Annotated in this window: 12 protein-coding genes; 1 reads left to right on the top strand and 11 read right to left on the bottom strand. The window is 70.9% G+C overall.

All coding sequences use genetic code 11. The annotated features are described in order from the left end of the window. Positions 1 to 38 precede the first annotated feature (38 nt). Together pruA and ACFVT1_RS29300 are read right to left on the bottom strand one after the other, a co-directional pair. A complete protein-coding gene (gene pruA / locus ACFVT1_RS29305; RefSeq protein ID WP_389800709.1) occupies positions 39 to 1670 on the bottom strand; it encodes an L-glutamate gamma-semialdehyde dehydrogenase in 1632 nt (543 codons plus the stop codon). A 47-nt stretch (positions 1671 to 1717) separates the two neighbouring features. After that, positions 1718 to 2644, bottom strand: coding sequence for a proline dehydrogenase family protein (locus ACFVT1_RS29300; RefSeq protein WP_389800707.1), 927 nt, complete (start codon positions 2642 to 2644; stop codon positions 1718 to 1720). A gap of 180 nt (positions 2645 to 2824) precedes the next feature. Here ACFVT1_RS29300 and ACFVT1_RS29295 point away from each other — a divergent pair, with 180 nt between their 5' ends. Next, positions 2825 to 3967 carry a PucR family transcriptional regulator gene (locus ACFVT1_RS29295; RefSeq protein WP_389800705.1) on the top strand — a complete coding sequence of 381 codons (1143 nt, stop codon included), beginning with the start codon at positions 2825 to 2827 and terminating at the stop codon, positions 3965 to 3967. 63 nt (positions 3968 to 4030) lie between these two features. On the opposite strand, the gene ACFVT1_RS29290 is transcribed toward ACFVT1_RS29295, so the two are convergent. The 9 genes from ACFVT1_RS29290 to ACFVT1_RS29250 form a co-directional block, all read right to left on the bottom strand. Continuing rightward, the gene (locus tag ACFVT1_RS29290; protein WP_389800703.1) at positions 4031 to 4549 is read right to left on the bottom strand and encodes a hypothetical protein; all 519 of its coding nucleotides are present in this window, start codon (positions 4547 to 4549) and stop codon (positions 4031 to 4033) included. After that, on the bottom strand, positions 4546 to 5268 hold the full coding sequence (locus ACFVT1_RS29285) for a hypothetical protein (RefSeq protein WP_389800701.1): 723 nt from the start codon (positions 5266 to 5268) through the stop codon (positions 4546 to 4548). The genes ACFVT1_RS29290 and ACFVT1_RS29285 overlap by 4 nt, the downstream gene beginning before the upstream one ends. Before the next feature lie 72 nt (positions 5269 to 5340). Further along, complete coding sequence (locus ACFVT1_RS29280) at positions 5341 to 7845, bottom strand: Tox-REase-5 domain-containing protein (protein WP_389800700.1); 2505 nt, start codon at positions 7843 to 7845, stop codon at positions 5341 to 5343. A gap of 336 nt (positions 7846 to 8181) precedes the next feature. Then, positions 8182 to 8769, bottom strand: a complete 588-nt coding sequence (locus ACFVT1_RS29275) for a TetR/AcrR family transcriptional regulator (protein WP_389800698.1) — start codon at positions 8767 to 8769, stop codon at positions 8182 to 8184. A gap of 76 nt (positions 8770 to 8845) precedes the next feature. Beyond that, positions 8846 to 10438, bottom strand: a complete 1593-nt coding sequence (gene serA, locus ACFVT1_RS29270; protein WP_389800696.1) for a phosphoglycerate dehydrogenase — start codon at positions 10436 to 10438, stop codon at positions 8846 to 8848. A 273-nt stretch (positions 10439 to 10711) separates the two neighbouring features. After that, positions 10712 to 11713 carry a ketol-acid reductoisomerase gene (ilvC, locus tag ACFVT1_RS29265; protein WP_389800694.1) on the bottom strand — a complete coding sequence of 334 codons (1002 nt, stop codon included), beginning with the start codon at positions 11711 to 11713 and terminating at the stop codon, positions 10712 to 10714. A 100-nt stretch (positions 11714 to 11813) separates the two neighbouring features. Then, a complete protein-coding gene (gene ilvN / locus ACFVT1_RS29260; protein ID WP_018553223.1) occupies positions 11814 to 12341 on the bottom strand; it encodes an acetolactate synthase small subunit in 528 nt (175 codons plus the stop codon). Positions 12342 to 12363: 22 nt separating this feature from the next. Then, complete coding sequence (locus ACFVT1_RS29255) at positions 12364 to 14235, bottom strand: acetolactate synthase large subunit (protein ID WP_389800692.1); 1872 nt, start codon at positions 14233 to 14235, stop codon at positions 12364 to 12366. A gap of 228 nt (positions 14236 to 14463) precedes the next feature. After that, positions 14464 to 17307, bottom strand: coding sequence for a putative bifunctional diguanylate cyclase/phosphodiesterase (locus ACFVT1_RS29250; protein WP_389800690.1), 2844 nt, complete (start codon positions 17305 to 17307; stop codon positions 14464 to 14466). Positions 17308 to 17443 lie beyond the last annotated feature (136 nt).

The raw sequence follows: 17443 nt of genomic DNA, 5'->3' as shown, positions 1-17443 counted from the left end.
TCGTGGCGGGGCGCCGGGGTGTGGCGCCCCGGGGGGTGTCAGCCCTGGTGGGGGTAGGTGTAGTCGGTCGGCGGAACCAGCGTCTCCTTGATGGCCCGGGTCAGGGTCCAGCGCTGCAGGTTCTGCGGGGCGCCCGCCTTGTCGTTCGTACCCGAGGCACGGCCGCCGCCGAAGGGCTGCTGGCCGACGACGGCACCGGTCGACTTGTCGTTGATGTAGAAGTTGCCCGCGGCGTACCGCAGCTTCTCCATCGTGTGCGCGGCCGCGGCACGGTCGCCCGCGATGACGGAACCGGTCAGCGCGTAGTCGGAGACCGACTCCATCTGCTCCAGCATCTCGTCGTACGTGTCGTCCTCGTAGACGTGCACGGCGAGGATCGGGCCGAAGTACTCGGTCGTGAAGACCTCGTTCGAGGGGTCGCTGCACTCGATGACGGTCGGCCGGACGAAGTAGCCCACCGAGTCGTCGTACGTGCCGCCCGCGACGATCGTGCAGGACGGGTCGGCCTGGGCACGGTCGATCGCGGCCTTGTTCTTGGCGAACGCGCGCTCGTCGATGACGGCGCCGATGAAGTTCGACAGGTCGGTGACGTCACCCATGGTGATGGAGTCGACCTCGGCCGCGAACTTCTCCTTGAAACCGGAGTTCCAGATGGAGGCCGGGACGTACGCGCGGGAGGAGGCCGAGCACTTCTGGCCCTGGAACTCGAAGGAGCCACGGGTCAGCGCGGTCTTCAGGATGGCGTGGTCGGCCGACGGGTGGGCGACGACGAAGTCCTTGCCGCCGGTCTCGCCGACGAGCCGCGGGTAGGTGCGGTAGTTGGCGATGTTGTTGCCGACCGTCTTCCACAGGTGCTGGAAGGTGGGGGTCGAGCCGGTGAAGTGGATACCGGCCAGGTCGCGGTGGTTCAGGGCCACCTCGGAGACGGCGATGCCGTCGCCCGTCACCAGGTTGATGACGCCCTTGGGCAGACCGGCCTCTTCCAGGAGCCGCATCAGCAGCACGGCGGCGTGGGTCTGCGTCGGGGACGGCTTCCACACCACGACGTTGCCCATGAGGGCGGGGGCGGTGGGCAGGTTGCCCGCGATCGCCGTGAAGTTGAACGGCGTGATCGCGTAGACGAAGCCCTCCAGCGGGCGGTGGTCCATGCGGTTCCACACGCCCGGCGAGTTGGCCGGGGGCTGCTCGGCCAGGATCTGGCGCGCGTAGTGCACGTTGAAGCGCCAGAAGTCGACGAGCTCGCAGGGGGTGTCGATCTCGGCCTGCTGGGCGGTCTTCGACTGGCCGAGCATCGTGGACGCGGCCAGCGTCTCGCGCCAGGGGCCGGACAGGAGCTCGGCGGCGCGCAGGATGATCGCGGCGCGGTCGTCGAAGGACATCGCGCGCCAGGCCGGGGCGGCGGCCAGCGCGGCGTCGACGGCGTCCTGCGCGTCCTTCTGCGTGGCGTTGGCGAAGGTGCCGATGACGGCCTTGTGGTTGTGCGGCTGTACGACGTCGAAGCGCTCGCCGCCGCCCATCCGCTTCTCGCCACCGATGGTCATCGGAAGGTCGATCGGGTTCTCGGCGAGCTCCTTGAGCTTCACCTCCAGGCGGGCGCGCTCCGGGGAGCCCGGGGCGTAGGAGTGCACCGGCTCGTTGACCGGCGCGGGGACCTGGGTCACAGCGTCCATGAGTGCCTTGTCTCCTTGTGTCGGGGGGTGGGGGTCAGCCGGGCAGGTCAGCCCTTGGTGAGGATGGAGCGGCCGAAGAAGAGCAGGTTCGCCGGCTTCTCCGCGAGGCGGCGCATGAAGTAGCCGTACCAGTCGGTGCCGTACGCGGTGTAGACGCGCATCCGGTGGCCCTCGGCCGCGAGCCGGATGTGCTCGTCGCTGCGGATGCCGTACAGCATCTGGAACTCGTACTCGTCCAGCTTGCGCCCGGCCTTGCGGGCCAGCTCCTGGGCGATGGCGATCAGGCGGGGGTCGTGCGACCCGATCATCGGGTAGCCCTCGCCCTCCATCAGGGTCTTCAGGATGCGGACGTACGCCTTGTCGATCTCGGCCTTGTCCTGGTATGCGACGGAGGCGGGCTCCTTGTAGGCGCCCTTCACGATGCGGACGCGGCTGCCGGCGGCGGCCAGGCGGCGGGCGTCCTCCTCGGTGCGGAACAGGTACGCCTGGATCACACAGCCGGTCTGCGGGAAGTCCTTCCGCAGCTCCTCGTGGATGGCGAACATCGAGTCGAGGGTGGTGTGGTCCTCGGCGTCCAGCGTGACCGTGGTACCGATCTCGGCGGCGGCCTCGACGACCGGGCGGACGTTGGCGAGTGCCAGCTCGTGGCCCCCGTCCAGCGCCTGGCCGAACATCGACAGCTTGACGGACATCTCGGCCCTGGTGCCCAGACCGAGGTCCTTGAGGCGCTCGACCAGTTCCAGATAGGCGTCGCGGGCGGCGGCGGCCTGCTCGGGGGTGGTGATGTCCTCGCCCACCACGTCGAGGGTGACTTCGAGGCCCTTTCCGGCGGCGTCCTCGATGATCGGGACGACCTGGTCGACGGTCTCACCGGCGATGAACCGGTCGACGACCTGCTTGGTGCCAGGTGCGGCCGATATGAAGCGGCGCATCTTGTCGCTGCGGGACGCGGCGAGAATCACGGGACCCAGCACGGGGCACCTCCACGGAAAGTACGAACGAAGGCCGTACCGGCAGAGGGGGAACAAAGCGGTACAGCACGGAGAACCACCGTGAAATCTAAGGATCCCTCCGATCGTGTGCCATCGACAGCTGTCACGCATCCGTTCCCGGGATCTCAGACATATGTCTGAAGCGGGTGCGAGAATGTTCGGGTGAAGGGCGATTACCAGGAGCTGGTCGACGAGATCTCGGGGCTGCTCGGCGCCCCCGCGACGCTGGAGAACCGGGATTTCGGCCTGGTCGCCTTCGGCGCCCACGACAGCGACGACGACACGGCGATGGACCCGGTCCGCACCCGCTCGATCCTGACCAGGCGCTCCACGCCCGCCGTCCGCGCCTGGTTCGAGGACTTCGGCATCGCCCGCGCGACCGGCCCGGTCCGCATTCCGGCCGCCCCGGAGGCCGGGGTGTTCCGGGGCCGGATCTGCCTGCCGGTACGCCATCGGGGTGTGGTGCTCGGTTACGTATGGCTGCTCGACGCGGATCCCGGGCCGACCGGAGAACAGCTGAACGCGGCGATGGAGGTGGCGGCCCGGATCGGGGGGCTGCTCTCCGACGAGGCGCGGGCCGGCACGGATCTGTCCCGGGAGTTCGGTGCGGTCCTCACCGCCGGACGGGGCTGGCAGCACGACATGGCGGTGGCCGCGCTGCACGAGGCGCTGGGCCGGGACGCGGAGGGGCTGCACACGCTGGTGTGCGTGACGCCGTGGACCGACGATCCGCCGTCGGTCCGTACGGTGTCGTCGGCGGCGGCACTGACCTCGGTGCCGGCCCCGGGGGCCGCCGGGACCGCTTCGCTGGCCGCACTGGTCCGGCTGCGCTCCACCGATGTCCTCGACCCGGCGCTGACCGCCGCCGACCGGCTGCGTTCCGCGGCGGGCCGGGGCGCCACGGCCGGGGTCGCGGTGCCCCGCCGCGGTCTGGCGGAGCTGGCCGCGGCCTGGCACGAGGCATCGGCCGCCGCCCGTGCGGCGTCGGCCGAGTCCCGCTTCGGTCCGGTCGCCGAGTGGTCGGCGATCGGCCCGTACCGGCTGCTGACCGCGCTCCCCGCGGAAGTGGCCGCGGACCGCGCGGTGCACGCCCTGCTCACCCCGCCGCACAAGGATCTGGCCCGCACCGCCGAAGTGTTCCTCGACTGCGCGGGCCAGGCGTCCCGGACGGCCGCCGCACTCGGCATCCACCGCCAGACGCTCTACTACCGGCTCTCCCGGGTCCAGCAGCTCACCGGCCTCGACTTGAACGACGGCGAGGACCGGCTGCTGCTGCACATGGCGCTCAAGAGCGCGCGGCTCTGACCCCGCGCCCCCGCCGTGACGGGGTCCGGGGCGAGCCGGACGCGGCCGCCGGCGGGGCGGCTTTCACCGCTCGTCCGGAGCGGTGACCGGCCGGTCGCTGACGAGGGCCGCCAGCACCAGCGGCGCGTCGCCGTCGCTGTGGCCCACGCTCACGCCGACCCAGCGCCCGGTGGCGCCCACCGGGCCCCAGACGGACAGGTCGCCAAGGAGGTCCTGGTCGAACAGCGCGCCGAACAGCGGCTCGACGGGAGCACCCTCCTGCCGCCGCAGCAGCGGAAGGTGCAGCGGCACCGCACGGTGCGGGCCCCATCTGCGGTCCAGTTCCCCGGCGAGGGCAGCGAGATGGGCCTCGGCCGCCTCCTCCGCGTCGTTCCAGTCGGGGGCGTACACCCCGGTCAGCGGGTCGCCCTCCCAGAGCGGGACGACGCGGAAGCCCTCGCCGCCGGTCGCGGTCCACTCCCCCGTCTCCGGATCTCCCTCGGCCGCGGTGGGCCCGGTCGCCGGTACGGGGCCCGCCAGCAGCGCCTCGACGTCCGCCAGCGCGCGGGCCGTGGTGAAGGGCTCCCCGGCACGGGAGCTCACAGAACGGCCCGGTCCATCGGACGGGGCAGCGGATCGAGCGCGCCGACCTCGCGGAGCCGCTCGTAGGCCGTCACCACCTCTTCGCTCGCCCCGGGGTCCGCGATGCGCAGGAGGACGCCGCCGCCGGGCAGTTCCTCACGGGCCGCCTTCAGGCTGTCCGGGACGAGGGCCGCACGCCGCGGGGAGAGGTATCCGGCCCGGCCCACCACGGGATCCCCGACGGAGAATCCGGCGTCGTCCTCCAGCGCGTCGAGCACGTCGTTGTCGCTCACATCGCCGAAGTCCGGCTCCCACACCCGGGCGAGGACGGCGAGGATCCCTGCCTCCGGGACCTCGGCCCCGTCCGGCGCGTGGAGCGTCACCACGAGCGACTGGAGCAGGAACTCCGGGGCGCCCCCGGCCAGTCCGCTGATCTCGGTCTGCCAGCCGGGCCCACCCGTGTGGACCAGCCGCAGCGCCGTGCCGGTGAGGTCGGACCAGTCCTGGGCCGTCTGCGCCTCCCGCAGAGCGTCGAGCAGTGCCCCCTCGTCCGCCGCCAGGCCGGTCGCCGGGCCGGAGCCGTGGACCTGCTGCCAGGCGCCGGCTCCGGCCGCGCCGCCCGTCGGCGCCGCTTCGGGCAGCAGTTCCGTGAGCCCGTCCAGCGTCCGCTTCCAGCGTCCGGCGAGCGCTTCGGCCGGCTCCGGCCGGGGGCCCCAGAAGCCCCGCACCACACGTCGCATGCACTTTCCTCCGTCGAGCTTCGTCCGTCGGGCGTGGCGCCCGGACGCGGCCCGGGCACCACCGCGTGCAGGCTACTCGTCGAAGGCACCCGGTTTCCTGGTGCTGTCGTTCACCTTCGGCTTGCTGTAGACGACCTTGATCGGCAGCTGCTCGTCCCGGAACGCCTGGCGGGCCGCCTTGGCCACCTCGGGGTCGGAGAAGTGCCACTCCACCGCCCGGCCGCCGGACGCCTCCACCTGGGCCGTCGCCTCGGCAATGAACTTGTCCTTGCCGGACTTGGTGAGAGCGCCCTGTTCGGTCTGGGACAGATAGCTTCGGTAACCGTTCTTGGCTTCCAGGAAGGTCTGCCTGCTCGAATCCCAGCCGTCGTACTCCACGGCCGGCTTGCCCTCCTTGGGGTGCGGTACGACGTACTCCTGCCCCCGGTTGGTGCCGGTGACCTGCTCCTGGTACCGCAGCCAGGACTCGTTCTTCCAGTTGGGTGCGGGGTTGCGGTCGCGGCTCGCCCAGTAGCCGTCGCCCAGGTCCGCGTCGCCGAGGGTGCGGTCCTTCAGGTCCTTGGCCCAGGACGGCGAGTTGTAGTTGCGCGGGTCGGAGGTGTCGTTGCGCGTCGGCTCCGGGTACTGCTTCTTGTCCAGTTCGGCCTTGCGGGCACGCTCCGGCTCCTCCAGACGCTTCTGCTCCAGGTGGGCCGCCCGCTCCTGGGCGCGTGCCTCCGCGGCCTTGGCCTTGGCCGCCTCGTCGCACCCGCCGTCCGCGAGGACCACCCGGCCGACCGAGCCGGAGGCCAGCACCCCGGTACCGGAACCGCCGACTCCGGCAACGGTTTCGCCGCCGTGACGCACCAGGAGCGGCCCGGAAGCGATGACACAGCCGGTCCGGCGCGCCGCGTCCTCCGCCGCGTCCGCGGCGTCGTCGGCCTCCTTGGCGGCCTTGCGGACTCCGTTGAGGTCACCGAGCTCGGCGGCCTTGCGGGCGCGGCGGGCCGCGGCGCCCGCGTCCCCCGCGGCCTCCGCCACCTTCTCGGCGACCTTGCCCAGCTTGCCGAACTCGCCGACCTTGCCGACGACCTTCGCCACGTCGTAGCCGGGGATGAAGAAGGAACCGATGTTCCAGACGACGTCGGTGACGGCACGGGTCTTCTCGCCGTTGTTCCAGCGGTCGCGGACGTCGTCGCCGACGATGACGTCGTCGCCGACCTTCGCCACGGTGTTGACCGACGCCTTGCCCCAGTCCCAGACGGCGCCGAGGTAGTCGCCGTCGTTCCACTTGTCACCGGCGTCCTTGGAGTCCTGCATCCACTGATTGCCGAGCTGCTTGCCGTAGTCCGCGATGCCGGACCACGTCTCGGGCTTGAACAGGTCGACGATCCCGGTGAGGTCGCCCCAGATCCCGTCGACCGCGACCCCCTTGACGACCTGGGTCGTGCGGTCCCAGGCGCAGCCGAAGAAGCCCCAGCCGCCGCAGTCCTCTTCCTCGGTCTTGCTGCCGCCGTCGCTGTTCCCGCTGTCGTCCTTGTCGGACGCGGGGACGTCGTAGTCGGCCTCGGGCTCCTCGCCGTTCTCGGGATAGGTGTCCACCCCGCTGCCCGGACGGCCGTCGTCGGGGCCTCCGGTACCGCCGCTGGCGCCCGCACCGCCGGAGGGGCCCCCGGTGGCGTCGCCGCCGTTGGTGTTCCCGCCGTTGGCGTTGCCACCGTTCGCGTTGCCACCGTTCGCGTTGCCACCGTTGGCGTTCCCACCGGCCGTGTTCCCGCCGGTCGCGTCACTGCCGGCCGGGCCGCCGTTCGTACCGCCCTTCGAGCCGGTACCGCCCGTGACCGTCGAGCCGGCGTCCGCGCCCGCGGCGCCTCCCCCGGCCGCTCCACCGTCGGCTCCCCCGCTCGTGGCGCCGCCGTTCTGGCCATGGCCCGCCTCGACCTGTCCCGGGCCGTCGCCGGACGCGGGGCACGAGTAGCCGCTCAGCGAGCAGACCGCCGACTGGAGTTGCGCGGTGATCCGACCGCCGAGGCCGCTCAGTGCCATGGCCGCGATCAGCGCGACCACGATCAGCACCAGGCCCAGGTACTCCAGGGCCGTCTGCCCCCGGTCCCGGCGCCAGGTGATCATGTGCGGAAGCGAGAACTTCGGCCGCTCGCCCCGTTCGCCCGGGGGCAGCAGGAACCACGCCCGGCTCTGCGACCGGGTGAGGAACACCAGGATCAGGACCGGCAGCAGCAGCTGCGTGAAGCCGTGTGCCGACCCGTCCCCGATGTTGGCCACGCCGCCGAGGACCAGCCACACCTGGACGGCGACCAGCCCCCACCAGACCCGCCTGCCACCGGTCCGCACGTGCCGCGCCAGCAGCAGGCCGAGGACTCCCGGCAGGGAGGCGTACAGCAGGATGCCGATGACTTCGGCGCCCATGGCGTCCACCGCGAGCGCCGAGCCGAAGAGGCCGAGCGCGCCCAGGACCGTCGCGCCGAACAGTACGAGGAGCAGCACCCGCACCGTGTTGAGCGGACGCGGAAGCTCTCGCCGCCGCGCACCTGCCGGCGCCGGACCCCCCGGAACCGGTATGCCACCGATAGCAGACATACGTGCCCCGACCCCCGGTGTCAGTGAGTGACATGACAGTCACTCACCCTAGGGTCGGGGCGCCGTCCGCGTCATGGGTCTCCGGGCCCAACATCGACCCCATGTGGGCCCCATGATGTGCCGTCGGCGAGGTCGGCCCACGGCCTCCGCGACGCCCGCGGTCGCCAGGGTCTTTCGTTTGGATCAGGCCGGATCAGGCCGGATCAGGGAGCGGGCTCTGGTGCGTGCGACCGCAAGGCGGAGGAGGGAGTCGACGCAGAGCGTCGGCGACCGACGGCAACGCGGCGAGCGTGCGTGCCGGACCCCGCGAGCCCGGCCCGATCCAAACGGAAGTCCCTAGCTCACGCGCCCGTCCAGCACCACCTTCAGACCATCCGTCAGATCCTGCGCGGACGGGGCCGATTCGCTGTCCATCAGCCACTGCACCATCACGCCCGCGAGCAGCGCCTGGCAGAACAGCCCGGCCACCCGCGCCCTCTCGGGGTCGGTCTCCGGATCGATGCCGAGCATGTTCTCGGCGAGCCCGTTGCGGCCCTCGCGCTGCGGGCCCGCGAGAGCCTTCCGCAGCTCCGGATCCTGGTCGATCCGGGAGATGACCTCCATCTGGAGCTGCCAGACGGGCCGGGTCCGCTCATAGCTGTCGATCACCCGTTCCCAGGTGTCGCGGAACTGCTCCAGCGGCGGCCGGGCTCCGTCGTCGCCGTCCGCGGCCTCGTCCGGCTGCTCGGTGAGCAGATCGCCCCACTCCTCCGTCACCTTGAGGAAGGCGAGGTTGAGCAGGGCCTCCTTGGAGCCGTAGTGGTAGCCGATGGAGGCGAGGTTCGTGCCGGAGGCGGCCACGATGTCGCGTGCCGTCGTCCGGGCGTACCCCTTCTCCAGGAGGCAGCGCTTGGCGCCTTCGAGCAGATCCTCACGATGTCCCATGAAAGCAGCGTACCCGGCATGCAGACGTTTGTGTAAGACGCACGTCTAGATGCCGGGTACGCGGGGCCCGAGGCCGTCAGTCGGTCAGGTTCACCGTGCGGGCCGAGGTGGCCCCGATCTCCGAGGAGATCTCGGCGAGCACCGAGGCCGGGACGTCGTCGTCGACGGTGAGGACGACCAGCGCCTCGCCGCCCGCGCCCGTCCGCGAGACCTGCATGCCCGCGATGTTCAGACCGGCCTCGCCGAGGATCCGGCCGACCGTGCCGACGACACCGGGGCGGTCCTCGTAGCGCAGCACCACCATGTGGTCGGCCAGCGCCAGGTCCACGTCGTACTCGCCGACGGCCACGACCTTCTGGAGGTGCTTGGGTCCGGCCAGCGTGCCGGAGACCGAGACCTCCTCGCCACCCGAGAGGGTGCCGCGGACGGTGACCACATTGCGGTGGTCCGGCGACTCGGAGCTGGTGGTGAGGCGGACCTCGACACCGCGCTCCTGCGCGAAGAGCGGGGCGTTCACATACGACACGGTCTCGTCGACGACGTCCTCGAAGACGCCCTTGAGCGCGGAGAGTTCGAGCACCTTGACGTCGTGCTGGGTGATCTCGCCGTAGACCTCGACATCGAGGCGGACCGCGACCTCGCCCGCGAGCGCGGTGAAGATCCGGCCGAGCTTCTCGGCGAGCGGCAGGCCCGGACGCACGTCCTCGGCGATCACGCCGCCCTGGACGTTGACCGCGTCCGGCACGAGCTCACCGGCGAGGGCCAGCCGGACGGACTTGGCGACCGCGATACCGGCCTTCTCCTGGGCCTCGTCGGTGGAGGCGCCGAGGTGCGGGGTGCAGACGACCTGGTCGAACTCGAACAGCGGGGAGTCCGTGCAGGGCTCCTTCGTGTAGACGTCGAGACCGGCGCCGGCGACCCGGCCCTCCTTGAGGGCGGAGGCGAGCGCCGCCTCGTCGACGATGCCGCCGCGCGCGGCGTTGACGATGCGCACGGAGGGCTTCACCTTGTGCAGCGCCTCGTCGCCGATCAGGCCGAGCGTCTCGGGGGTCTTGGGCAGGTGCACGGTGATGAAGTCTGCGACCTCCAGCAGCTCGTCCAGCGTGAGGAGCTTGACGCCCATCTGGGCCGCGCGTGCGGGCTGCACATAGGGGTCGTACGCGACGATCTTCATACCGAAGGCCGACATGCGCTGCGCGACCAGGACGCCGATGCGGCCGAGGCCGACGACGCCGAGGACCTTCTCGCTCAGCTCGACGCCGGTGTACTTGGAGCGCTTCCACTCGCCGTTCTTGAGGGCGGTGTTGGCCTGGGGGATGTTGCGCGCGGTGGCGATCAGCAGGCCGCAGGCCAGCTCGGCGGCGGTCACGATGTTGGAGGTCGGCGCGTTGACGACCATCACGCCGGCCTTGGTGGCGGCGGAGACGTCGACGTTGTCCAGGCCGACGCCCGCGCGGGCGACGACCTTCAGCTTCTTCGCGACGGCGACGGCCTCGGCGTCGACCTTGGTGGCGGAACGCACCAGGATGGCGTCGACATCGGCGATCGCGGGAAGGAGCTCGGCGCGGTCCGCGCCGTTGCAGTGCCGGATGTCGAAATCCGGACCCAGGGCGTCAACCGTGGCGGGCGACAGCTCTTCAGCGATGAGTACGACAGGTTTCGAGCTCACGTGAGTCCTCACAAGTCCAGTGCGGACGGCCGTCCCGACGGCCGCAGGCGGTGGAGGGGCTTGCCGCGTGGAAGACGCACGACACTGTGGGCCTGACGCGTGTATGTGTGGAGCAGTGTAGTCATGCGCCAGGAGGCTTTCTTCGCCCCGATGGAAGGATCACCCACATGGGGGTGGACGACTTGTACACACGTACGACGCCGCCTCTTCCAGCGGTGAAGCGGGGGAACGCCCCGGGGGCGGGTCCGCGGACCCGCCCCCGGGGCGCCGGTACTACGCGTCCTCGTCGTTGACCCAGCTCATGAGCTTGCGCAGCTCGCGGCCGGTGGTCTCCAGGAGGTGGTCGCTGTCCGCCTTCTTGTACTCGTTGTACTTGGGCAGACCGCTGTGGTACTCGGCCATCCAGTTCTTGGCGAAGGTGCCGTCCTGGATCTCCGCGAGGATCTTCTTCATCTCGGCCTTGGTGGCGTCCGTGATGATCCGCGGGCCGGTGACGTAGTCGCCCCACTCGGCGGTCTCCGAGATGGACCAGCGCATCTTCTCCAGGCCGCCCTCGTACATCAGGTCCACGATGAGCTTCAGCTCGTGCAGGCACTCGAAGTACGCGATCTCCGGCTGGTAGCCGGCCTCGGTGAGGGTCTCGAAACCGGCCTTGACCAGGGCGGCGGTGCCACCGCAGAGGACGGCCTGCTCACCGAACAGGTCGGTCTCGGTCTCCTCGGTGAAGGTCGTCTTGATGACGCCGGCGCGGGTGCCGCCGATGCCCTTCGCGTACGAGAGGGCGAGCGCCAGGCCGTTGCCCGAGGCGTCCTGCTCGACGGCCACGATGCACGGAACGCCGCGGCCCTCCTCGTACTGGCGGCGGACCAGGTGGCCTGGGCCCTTCGGGGCGACCATGCAGACGTCGACACCGGCCGGCGGCTTGATGAAGTCGAAGCGGATGTTCAGGCCGTGGCCGAAGAACAGCGCGTCGCCGTCCTTGAGGTTGTCCTTGATGGACTCCTCGTAGACCTGGGCCTGGATCGGGTCCGGGACCAGGATCATGATGACGTCGGCCTCGGCGGCGGCCTCGGACGGGGTCACCACGCGCAGGCCCTGCTCCTCGGCCTTGGCCTTGGACTTGGAGCCCTCGTGCAGACCGACACGGACGTCGACACCCGAGTCGCGCAGCGACAGCGCGTGGGCGTGGCCCTGGCTGCCGTAGCCGATGACCGCGACCTTGCGGCCCTGGATGATGGACAGGTCGGCATCGTCGTCGTAGAACAGCTCGGCCACTGGGTCTCTCCTTGGTGTGCAGGTGTTGCGTCCCACCGTACGGCGGGGTGCGTCAGATACGTTTTCGGGTCTCGCCATACGAGCGGCGAGGCGGCGGTGCCTAGGCGGTGCGGTCGAGGGCGCGCAGCGAACGGTCGGTGATCGAGCGCGCGCCGCGCCCTATGGCGATCGTGCCGGACTGGACCAGCTCCTTGATGCCGTACTGCTCCAGCATCTTGAGCATGGCCTCCAGCTTGTCGGCGCCGCCGGTCGCCTCGATCGTGACGGCCTCCGGGGAGACGTCCACGGTCTTGGCGCGGAACAGCTGGACGATCTCGACGATCTGGGAGCGGGTCTCGTTGTCGGCGCGGACCTTCACCAGGACGAGCTCGCGCTGGATCGCAGCGGACGGCTCGAGTTCGACGATCTTCAGGACGTTCACCAGCTTGTTGAGCTGCTTGGTCACCTGCTCGAGCGGCAGGTCCTCGACATTGACGACGATGGTGATGCGCGAGATGTCGGGGTGTTCGGTGGTACCGACCGCGAGCGAGTCGATGTTGAAGCCGCGGCGGGAGAACAGTGCGGTGATCCGGGCGAGGACACCGGGCTTGTTCTCGACCAGGACGGAGAGCGTGTGCTTGGTGGACATGGAGTCGGTCTCTCTCTGTCTCTCAGTCGTCTTCGTTGTCGCCGAAGTCGGGGCGGACCCCGCGGGCGGCCATGACCTCGTCGTTGGAGGTGCCGGCGGCGACCATCGGCCACACCATGGCGTCCTCGTGGACGATGAAGTCGATCACGACGGGGCGGTCGTTGACGGAGTTGGCCTCTTCGATGACCTTGTCCAGGTCGGCCGGGTCCTCGCAGCGGATCGCGTAGCAGCCCATGGCCTCGGACAGCTTGACGAAGTCCGGGACGCGGGTGCCCTTCGCCGGGACGCCCTCGGTGTCTGCACCGGAGTGCAGCACGGTGTTGGAGTACCGCTGGTTGTAGAACAGGGTCTGCCACTGGCGGACCATCCCGAGCGCGCCGTTGTTGATGATGGCGACCTTGATCGGGATGTTGTTGAGCGCGCAGGTGGTGAGTTCCTGATTCGTCATCTGGAAGCAGCCGTCGCCGTCGATCGCCCAGACCGTACGGTCCGGCATGCCGGCCTTGGCGCCCATCGCGGCCGGGACCGCGTACCCCATCGTTCCGGCGCCGCCGGAGTTCAGCCAGGTGGCGGGCTGCTCGTACTGGATGAAGTGCGAGGCCCACATCTGGTGCTGGCCGACGCCCGCCGCGAAGATCGTGCCCTCGGGGGCGAGCCGGCCGATGCGCTGGATGACCTGCTGCGGCGAGAGGCTGCCGTCCTCGGGCAGGTCGTAGCCGAGGGGGTAGGTCTCGCGCCAGCGGTTGAGATCCTTCCACCAGGCCGAATAGCGTGTCCGGGCGGCCTCGCCGACGTGCCCCTCGGTGTGCTCGGCCTGGACCGCCTGGACCAGATCGGCCAGGACCTCGCGGGCGTCACCCACGATCGGCACGTCCGCCTCGCGGTTCTTGCCGATCTCGGCCGGGTCGATGTCGGCGTGGACGATCTTGGCGTACGGGGCGAAGCTGTCCAGCTTGCCGGTGACGCGGTCGTCGAAACGGGCTCCGAGGGCGACGATCAGGTCGGCCTTCTGCAGCGCGGTGACGGCGGTGACCGCACCGTGCATGCCCGGCATTCCGACGTGCAGCGGGTGGCTGTCGGGGAATGCGCCGAGCGCCATCAGTGTGGTGGTGACGGGCGCTCCGGTGAGCTCTGCGAGGACCTTCAGTTCGGCGGTGGCCCCCGCCTTGATGACGCCGCCGCCGACGTACAGCACCGGGCGCCTGGCCTGCGTGATCAGCCTGGCGGCTTCGCGGATCTGCTTGGCGTGCGGCTTGGTGACCGGGCGGTAGCCGGGCAGGTCCAGGACGGGCGGCCAGCTGAACGTGGTCTGCGCCTGGAGGGCGTCCTTGGCGATGTCGACGAGGACGGGCCCCGGACGGCCGGTGGAGGCGATGTGGAAGGCCTCGGCGATCGTGTGCGGGATGTCCTCGGCCTTGGTGACCAGGAAGTTGTGCTTGGTGACCGGCATGGTGATGCCGCAGATGTCGGCTTCCTGGAAGGCGTCCGTTCCGATCGCCTTGGAAGCCACCTGGCCGGTGATCGCGACGAGCGGGACGGAGTCCATGTGGGCGTCGGCGATCGGCGTCACCAGGTTGGTGGCGCCGGGGCCCGACGTGGCCATGCAGACGCCGACCTTGCCGGTGGCCTGCGCGTACCCGGTGGCGGCGTGTCCGGCGCCCTGCTCGTGGCGGACCAGCACATGGCGGACGCGGCTGGAGTCCATCATCGGGTCGTACGCCGGCAGGATGGCGCCGCCGGGAATGCCGAATACCGTGTCGGCCCCCACCTCCTCGAGAGACCGGATGAGTGACTGCGCGCCCGTGACGTGCTCAACGGTGGCGGCGGGTGATCCGCCGTTACGGGCCCGCGGCTGGGGATGGTGGGCCCCGGTGGCCTGCTCGGTCATCGGCATTCTCTTCTCGAAGCTGAGGGTTTTTGCGGGTTTCTTGCGGGTACTTTGCGACGTTTTGCCTGGTGCCGGTGCAACAAAAAACCCCTCGTGCCGGGAGGCAAGCGAGGGGAGCGCGTCGGTGTGGTCTGCAGGGTCTCAACGAGGGACTCTGCTTCAGCCGACGCGCTTTCCAAGTACGAGAATTCGGGTGCGCATGGCAATGACCCTCTCTCCGACGCACGCAAGGTGTCAAGTGGGTGGGACGGGAGTCTCAGCATGTGAGCCGCTGAGGAGCGGGATCGAGCCGCCTGCCAGGACCGGCTGGGCGGTGGTGCTGCCGGGCACCGGAAACTCGCCGCGGGCCAGGGCGCGGCGCAGCCGGTACTCGTCGAGCGGCCCGGAGAAGGCCATCCCCTGGCCGTGCGTACAGCCCATGGCGCGCAGCGCGAGGACCTGCTCCGGTACGTCGACCCCGTCGGCGACGGACTGCATGCCGAGGTCGCAGGCGATGCGCAGGAGGCCGCTGGTGATCTTGTGCAGCCGGGCGGACTCCACGACTCCCTCGACAAGGCCGCGGTCCAGTTTCAGTACGTCGATGGGGAGCCGGCGCAGGGCGTTGATCGCGGCGTAGCCGCTTCCGAAGCCGTCGAGCGCGATACGGACGCCGAGGCGGCGCAGCGCGACGAGACGCTGTTCGAGTTCGTCGAAGGAGATGCGGGGGTCGCTGTCGGAGACCTCGATCATCAGGGCGCCGGAGGGCAGGCTGTGGCGGGTGAGCAGCGCCTCGACGGAGCTGAACGGCATGCCCTTGTCGAGGAGCCTGCGGGCGGGGAGCCGCACCGTGACGGAGACCGGGTGCCCGGCCCTGGACCGGTCGGCGGCCTGCTCGACGGCCTTTTCGAGGAGCCAGCGGCCGAGCTCGGCGGTGCGGTCGCTGTCGTCGGCGACGCGGAGGAATTCGGCCGGGGTGAACAGGATGCCCTGGGCGGAGCGCCAGCGGGCCTGGGCGGCGACGGAGGCGACGGTCCCGCTGGCGAGGTGCACGACGGGCTGGTGGAGCAGGGCGAACTCGCCGTCGCGCAGCGCGGTGCGCAGCCGGGCCGCCAGCTCGGAGCGGCGTACGACCTCGGCCTGCATCTGCGGGGCGTACAGCTCGACCCGGTCCTTGCCGCCCGCCTTGGCGCGGTACATGGCGAGGTCGGCGTTGCGCATGAGGTCGCTGGGGCTGATGCCGGGCTCGGCGAAGGCGACCCCGATGGACGCGGCGACCCGGACCTCGCCGACGCTGACGCCGACGCGGTAGGGCTGGGAGAGGGTGAGGCGCAGCCGGTCGGCGATCTCGTGGACCTGGCATTCCCGGGCGGACTGCTCGCGGGTGCCGTCGCCGAGGATGATGGCCGCGAATTCGTCGCCGCCGAGGCGGGCGGCGGTGTCTCCGGCCCGTACGGATTCGTGGAGGCGGCGGGCGGCCTGGATGAGGAGCTCGTCGCCCGCCTGGTGGCCGAGGCGGTCGTTGACCGCCTTGAAGCCGTCGAGGTCGATGAAGAGCACGGCGGTGCCGGGGTCGCCGGAGCGGCGGCCGCCGAGGGCCTGGCGGACCCGTTCGGTGAACAGCGCCCGGTTGGGCAGGTCGGTGAGCGGGTCGTGCTCGGCGTTGTGCTGCAACTGCGCCTGCAGCCGCACCCGCTCGGTCACATCGCGGCTGTTGAGGATCAGCCCGCCCTGGTGGCGGTTGACCGTGGACTCGACGTTGAGCCAGTCGCCCGTACCGGATCGGAACCGGCACTCGATCCGGGTGGTGGGTTCCTCGGCCGGCGGGGCGGCCAGGAACCGGCGCACCTCGTGGACCACCCGCCCCAGGTCGTCGGGGTGGATGATCGAGGAGAGCTCGGCGCCGACGAGGTCTTCGGCGTCGCGCCCGTACACGCCTGCGGCGGCGGGGCTGACGTAGCGCAGGACACCGGTGGGGGCGGCGATCATGATGACGTCGCTGGAGCCCTGCACCAGGGAGCGGAAGTGGTTCTCCTTCTGGGCCAGCTCCTGGGTGAGGGCGATGTTGTCGACGAGCATGATGCCCTGGCGGACGACCAGGGCGAGCACCACCGTGCAGCCGGTGAAGACCACCACGCGGTCCACTCGGCGGCCCTCGATGACGTTGTACAGGATGCCGAGCGTGCAGACGGCGCCGGCGAGGTACGGCGTCAGGGCCGCCAGCGATCCCGCGATGGGCCGGCTGGTCGGCCGCGGCGCGTCCCGAGGCGGTAAGGCGTGGTCCGGTGCGCCGCTCGCGCCCCAGGGCGCGTACGCGAGAAGCAGGGAGCCGGCGAACCAGCCCGCGTCCAGCAACTGGCCGGAGTGGTAGGTCTGGCGCAGCAGCGGGGAGGTGAACAGGGCGTCGGACAGGACCGTCAGGGCGAGGGCCGCGATGGCGGTGTTCACCGCGGAGCGGTTGACGTTGGCCCGCCGGAAGTGCAGGGCCAGCACCATGGAGACCAGCACGATGTCGAGCAGCGGGTAGGCGAGCGAGAGCGCCGCGCGGGCCACGCTCGCCCCCTCGGCGTCCGCGAGGTGCGCGGTGTGGGCGAGGGCGAGGCTCCAGGAGAGCGTGAGGAGCGATCCGCCGATCAGCCAGGAGTCCAGCGCGAGACAGACCCAGCCGGCCCGCGTGACGGGGCGTTTGGCGAGGACGAGCAGCCCGACGATGGCGGGCGGTGCGAAGCAGAGGTAGAAGGCGTCGGCGAGGGAGGGGCTGGGCACCTGGACCCCCAGCAGGACCTCGTACCAGCCCCAGACGGCGTTGCCCCCGGCGGCCATGAGCGAGGAGAGCGAGAACAGCAGCCAGGCGGGCCGGCACCGGTCACCGCGGGCCCGCGCGTAGAGGAAGCAGGAGACGGCCGCGACCGTCGCGGCGGCGCTGAGGCCGAAATCCCCCATGAACAGCGCAAGTTCCGTCGAACCCCAGCCGAGGGCGGCCCCGACCGCGTAACCACCGCAGACGAGGCCGAGCAGGACCTGCGATACCAGCGAGGAGGCGCCACCGACGGTCGACCGCCGGGAGAGGAGCGCGCCGAGGGCGCCGGCCGGCGCGCTCACCGTGGCGCACCCGGCGCCGGACGGGCCCGCACCCGGCGCTCCGCCGGTGCCCGGTCCGGGCTTCCCGCCGCCGCGATGTCCGGCGCACCCTCCCCCGAGCTCTCGGCTCCGCCGGGACAGGGCAGACCTTCCTGCC

The organism is Streptomyces sp. NPDC057963, from assembly GCF_042887155.1.
Lineage (GTDB): Bacteria > Actinomycetota > Actinomycetes > Streptomycetales > Streptomycetaceae > Streptomyces.
The sequence above is the reverse complement of the archived record's forward strand: the minus strand, read 5'-3'. Positions and strand labels throughout refer to the sequence as shown.